Annotated in this window: 6 protein-coding genes; 2 read left to right on the top strand and 4 right to left on the bottom strand. The window is 60.9% G+C overall.

The genetic code is table 11. The features are described 5' to 3' along the window. Positions 1-148: 148 nt before the first annotated feature. The 4 genes from J0F76_RS19645 to J0F76_RS19660 all read right to left on the bottom strand — a co-directional run bounded on the left by J0F76_RS19645 (position 149) and on the right by J0F76_RS19660 (position 3,250). On the bottom strand, positions 149-1,039 hold the full coding sequence (locus J0F76_RS19645; protein WP_207472072.1) for a 2-hydroxyacid dehydrogenase: 891 nt from the start codon (positions 1,037-1,039) through the stop codon (positions 149-151). 2 nt (positions 1,040-1,041) lie between these two features. Next, the gene (locus J0F76_RS19650; RefSeq protein ID WP_207472074.1) at positions 1,042-1,776 is read right to left on the bottom strand and encodes an amino acid ABC transporter ATP-binding protein; all 735 of its coding nucleotides are present in this window, start codon (positions 1,774-1,776) and stop codon (positions 1,042-1,044) included. Next, entirely contained in the window at positions 1,773-2,423 is a 651-nt protein-coding gene (locus tag J0F76_RS19655) for an amino acid ABC transporter permease (protein ID WP_207472076.1), read from the bottom strand. The genes J0F76_RS19650 and J0F76_RS19655 overlap by 4 nt, the downstream gene beginning before the upstream one ends. Before the next feature lie 65 nt (positions 2,424-2,488). Continuing rightward, on the bottom strand, positions 2,489-3,250 hold the full coding sequence (locus J0F76_RS19660) for an ABC transporter substrate-binding protein (protein WP_207472078.1): 762 nt from the start codon (positions 3,248-3,250) through the stop codon (positions 2,489-2,491). A 93-nt stretch (positions 3,251-3,343) separates the two neighbouring features. Between J0F76_RS19660 and J0F76_RS19665 the strand changes: the two genes are divergently transcribed. Further along, complete coding sequence (locus tag J0F76_RS19665) at positions 3,344-3,961, top strand: helix-turn-helix domain-containing protein (protein ID WP_207472079.1); 618 nt, start codon at positions 3,344-3,346, stop codon at positions 3,959-3,961. Between the two features lie 14 nt (positions 3,962-3,975). Beyond that, positions 3,976-5,268, top strand: a complete 1,293-nt coding sequence (locus tag J0F76_RS19670) for an NAD(P)/FAD-dependent oxidoreductase (RefSeq protein ID WP_207472080.1) — start codon at positions 3,976-3,978, stop codon at positions 5,266-5,268. Positions 5,269-5,523: the final 255 nt, after the last annotated feature.

Genomic DNA, 5,523 nt, shown 5'->3' on the forward strand with positions numbered 1-5,523 from the left:
GCTACGAGCGGCGCGCCGACATCCACGAGGCTTTCGTGATCCTCGGCTGCGCCCTCATCTGCCTAAACCAGATCAAACGGTTTTGTTAAATGTTCTTAGTGTGAGACTGATCTGGCCCCGCAGGCTGCCAGGCAAACTGGCCACGTTCTCACCGCACCCGCGCCAAGGCTTCTGCCAGCAATCGACGCAGAGCTGCGTCGGTCTTAAAACCAGCATGTGCTGTTACGGTCACGTTCGGGAGAAGCAACAGGGGATGATCGACAGGCAGTGGCTCTTCATCAAAGACGTCCAGTGCCGCATGGCCCAATCGATTTTCCGACAAGGCCGCGACGAGCGCGGGGGTGTCGAGGAGTCCCGCGCGCGCGGTATTGACGATCACTGCATCGCGTTTCATCCGGCCCAGCGCTGTTGCATCAATCAGGCCACTGGTTTCTGCGTTCAGTGCCAGATGGAGGCTGATTACATCTGCGGTCTCCAGCAGATCATCAAGTGATACCAAGGGGCAGGGCTCATCAGAAACGGGGGAGCGGTTCCATCCCGCCACTTGGAAACCCAGGCCAGCAGCCAGCCTGGCTGTCGCGCGGCCAATCCCGCCCATGCCGACGACGCCAAATGTGAGATCCTGGAACTCCCGTCCAGCGAGTGGCTCCCAATGCCCGGTGCGTATGCTGCGGTCCATTGTCGCGATCTGGCGGAGCGCGTCCAGTGCAAGGGCGATGGCATGCTGGCCCACCGCCCGGTCACCATAGCCGCGGATCGTCTCAATCGAGATGCCGCGAGCCAGGGCGGCCTCCATGTCGATATAGGAGGATGCGCCAGTGCCCAGGAAGATGATCCGCCGCAGCAAAGGTGCTGCGTCCAGATCAGCCGCGGTCATATAGGTATGCCCGTTCCAGACGGTCTCCGCCTCCGCGATCAGGCCGCGCAGCTTTTCTGGCTCGGGATCGCCTTCATGGATGACCATGTCATCAGGGCAGTCCAGATCTTGAAGCAGCCGCACGCTGTGCGGCGTCGCGTCCACATAGACCAGCTTGCCCATGGCTATTCCATCGGATGGATGACGCGGTGCAGGAAGTCCTGGGTGCGGGGATGCTGCGGGTTGCGCAGCACCTCTTGCGGGGAGCCTTGCTCCACGATCGCACCGCCCTCGAGAAAGAGGACGCGGTCGGCAACAGCGCGCGCGAACTCCATCTCATGGGTGACGACAACCATGGTCATTCCCTCGGCCGCGACGTCTCGCATGACAGCCAGCACCTCGCCCACCAGTTCGGGATCAAGGGCTGATGTCGGCTCATCGAACAGGATCGCCTTCGGGTTCATCGCCAACGCCCGTGCAATGGCCACGCGCTGCTGCTGCCCGCCTGACAGCTTGCCTGGATACGCCCCCAGCTTGTCCCCCAATCCAACCTTGTCCAGAAGCTCTGCCGCCTCGTCGCGCGCTTCTGTCCGGCTGACCTTCTTCACGAAGACCGGCCCCTCCATGACGTTTTCCAGCGCGGTCCGGTGCGGAAACAGGTTGAAGCGCTGAAACACCATCGACACCTGTGTGCGAATGCTTGTGATCGAGCGGTCAGCGGGATCGACTTTGGCACCCTCGATCAGGATCGCGCCACGCTGATAGGTTTCCAGTCCATTGATGCAGCGCAGGATCGTCGATTTGCCCGAACCGGAGGGGCCGATGATGCAAACCACCTCGCCCTTGTTGACATCGAACGATACGCCCTTAATGACCTTCAGCTTGCCGAAGGATTTGTGGATGTCCTGAACCTGAATCATGCCTGCGAATACCTTTTCTCGAGGTGCCGGGTAAGGAAGGTCAGCGGCAGGCTGAGCGCCAGATAGATCAGCGCCACGAGCGTGAAGACCGTCATGTTGTCAAAGGTCGAGGCTGCAATCAGTTGTCCTTGCCGCGTCAGCTCGGCCACCGTGATGGTGGAGACCAGCGATGAGTCCTTGAGGACCATAATAATCGTGTTGCCGTAGGGCGGCAGGACGATGCGAATGGCCTGAGGAATGATCACGCGTCGCATCACAAGTTGATCCGTCATACCAATCGAATGGGCGGCTTCGATCTGGCCTTTGTCGATGGCTTCGATCCCGGCGCGGAAATTCTCGGCCTGATAAGCCGAATAGGCGATGCCCAACCCGATGATGCCGGCCTGCATGGCAGAAAGATTGATCCCAATCTCGGGCATTACGAAGTAGATGTAGAACAGCTGCACGATGATCGGGATGCCGCGGATGATCGTCACAAACCCGCGGCTGATCCCCACAAGGATCGGAATGCGTGTCCAAGTCATCACCGCCCAGACAAATCCCAGCAGCGTGCTGAGCAAGACCGAAAAGAACGTCACGACCAGCGTCAGCCAGACCCCTTCCATCAACAGCGGCAGATAATCGGCAGCCCGTTCCCAAAATCCCATCGGCGAATGTCCTGTTCAGTGGCAGCAGGGTGGAACGGCGACCATCATCGCCGTTCCGGCAGGTGTTACTCGATGCCCCACTCGGCGATGATCTCGTCAAGCTTGCCGGCTTCCTTGATCTTGGCGATGCCAGAGTTCAGCCGCGCGAGCAGTTCGGGTTCGTCCTGACGCACTGCAATGGCGACATCGCCGACGATGGTGCTTTCATATTCAGGCACGAGCCGCACGTCGGATGCCCCCTGCGACAGCTGATAGGCGACGATCGGGCGGTCACCGAAGCCCGCGTCGATCCGGCCCAGCGAGACATCGCGCATGATGTCCGCGATGGTGTCGTAGACCCTGACCTCCTTCAGCTTGTCATTGGCTTGCAGCGGCGCGACATACGCGGTGCCGACCTGCGCCCCGACGACCTTGCCTTCAAGGTCGTCCAGCGTGGCATAGTCTGCCGTGTCGTCTTTGGGGACGAACAGTCCCTCGCCATAGGAATAGACCGGATCCGTGAAAGCGACCACTTTGGCCCGCTCCTCGGTCGCATACATGGCGGCCGCAATGATATCGATCTTGCCCGAGGTCAGCGACGGGATCAGCGCGCTCCACTGGGTGGCTTCAATGTCGGTCGAGAAGCCTTCCTCTGCGCCGACTGCATTGATGATATCGACCATCACGCCGTCGATCTCGTTCGTTTTGACATCAAGAAACGTGAACGGCACGCCTGATGGCGTCGAGCCCACCTTGAAGGTTTCCTGCGCCAAGGCTTGTCCTGTAAAGGCAACACTGGCGGTCAGCGCCAGCACGGCACCGCGCATCATCTGAGTCACTTTGTTCATTGGTCAGCCTCCCCGGCCTATACAAGTTTATCTGGATTGAAACTTCGTGCAGGTTGTTTCACTGTGGTCGAACAAACATCGGGTTGTCAACGCATGTCCCTGCCGGCCAATATCCCTACCGACGAGACGCCCGCAGATGCGGCAGATGAAACGGGCCGGGCCGATCTCGGCACCCGGCTGCGGCGGCGGCGCAAGGTTCGTGGTCTCTCACTCAAAGAGGTCGCGCGGCGTGCCGAGGTTTCGATTGGGTTGATCAGCCAGGTAGAGCGCGGGTTGACCATGCCTTCCGTGCGATCGCTTGGGGCGATCTGCAGCGCATTGGAGATGCCGGTCGGCTGGCTGTTCGATACCGCTGATACAGACGAGGTGGACGATCTGGTCGTGCGGCGTCATCAGCGGCGGGTGCTGGATCTTGGCGCGAAGGGCATGGTCAAGGAACTGATGACGCCCGACAGCTGCACCGGCATCCAGATGATGCGGCTGGTGATCCGGCCAAGCGGTTCAACCGGCGACACGCCCTACAATCATCCCAGCGGAGCAAAATGTGGCACCGTTCTGTCGGGCCATCTGATGCTCGAGGTTGATGGCGATACCCGCCGTCTGGCTGCTGGTGACAGTTTTGCCTTCGACGCTACATGCATGATCCGCTTCTGGTGCGAAGACAGCGAGGCCGCCGAGGTCTTGTGGGTCGTCACACCGGCCGTCTACTGAAAGGAACGCTTGAGATGATCCAGAACGAAGAAGCCGTGATCGCCAACTCGCTTTGGACGGCAACGGCCAATCCCGCGCCAGATTGCCCGCCCTTGCGGGGAAAGGTCGAGTGCGACGTGGCCGTGATCGGGGCAGGCTTTACGGGACTGTCCGCGGCTGTCCATCTGGCCGAACGAGGAAAGCGGGTCGTCGTGCTGGATACACATTCTCCTGGGTGGGGCGCCTCCGGGCGCAACGGCGGTCAGGTCAATCCGGGGCTGAAGGAGGAGCCCGATACGATCGAGGCGCAGTTCGGGCAGAAGGTCGGCGGTCGCATGGTGGCGATGTCAGGCGGGGCAGGGCAGTTCGTCTTCGATCTCATCTCCCGCCTGAACATCAACTGCGACGCACGGCAGACCGGCTGGATACAGCCGGTCCACAATGAGACAGCAGATGCGGTAGTCCGTCGCCGTGTTGAGCAATGGTCTCGGCGCGGTGCTCCGCTGCGGATGCTGGATCGTGATACGACGGTGGCGCTTCTGGGCACCGAACTTTATCGCGGAGCAATGATCGACGAGCGCGGGGGTAACCTGCATCCGCTGAACTATGCGTTGGGTCTGGCTGATGCCGCGCTCCAGGCCGGAGCGGTCATCCACGGCGGCAGCCGTGTCACTGCGCATGAAGTGCATGGATCTGATCACCTGCTCCGCACCGAAGGCGGCCAGGTTCTGGCCCGCAAGGTGCTGGTTTGCACGAACGGCTATACATCGTCCGTCGTTCCTCCGATGGACCGCACGGTGGTTCCCATCCGTTCGATCCAGGTTGCGACCGACATCCTTCCCCCTGAGATAGGCAGCCGGATCTTGCCTCAAGGCCACTCGGCCTCGGACAGCCGCCGGCTTCTCGTCTATTTCCGCAAGGACGCTGCCGGGCGGTTCGTTATGGGCGGGCGCGGAAACTACTCGGCCGCAGCGACACATCGTCAGATGCAGGTCCTGCGCGACGCCTCAATCAAGCTCTATCCCCAACTGCGCGATATCCCCTGGCGGTATGCGTGGGGCGGTTACGTCGCGATGACCGCGGATCATTATCCCCACCTGAACCTTGTCGCGCCAGGCGTGATGGCGGCAATGGGGTACAACGGTCGTGGTGTCGCGGTGGCATCAGTCATGGGCAAGGTTCTGGCAGACTGGGCAACAGGCACGCCAAACGACGAGCTCGACTATCCTGTGACCCCGCCGCGCCCCATTCCGTTCCACTTCATGCGAAAGCCCGCCGTGATCGCTACTGTGGCATGGTCACGATTGCAGGATCGCTTGGGACGATAACTGAGACTGGAGCCTGTCACTACAGCAAGCAGTGCAGCCGCATCGAAATCATACTCGTGCGGCTTGGGGACTGGTGACGGGCCGCCATGCGTTATGAAGCCTAAAGCTTTCTTCTCTGCTGTCGCTGTCGCCGCGACGGTCGCGTTTTGGCTCTGAAGCTGAAATACGGGCTCTGTTGCCCAAATCGGCTGATGGCCAGTGTCCCCCTTCCCCGGACGGACTTATCCCACGGCCTCTGTGACGGGTATACCGAGC

It is taken from the genome of Paracoccus fontiphilus (assembly GCF_017356265.1).
Lineage (GTDB): Bacteria > Pseudomonadota > Alphaproteobacteria > Rhodobacterales > Rhodobacteraceae > Paracoccus > Paracoccus fontiphilus.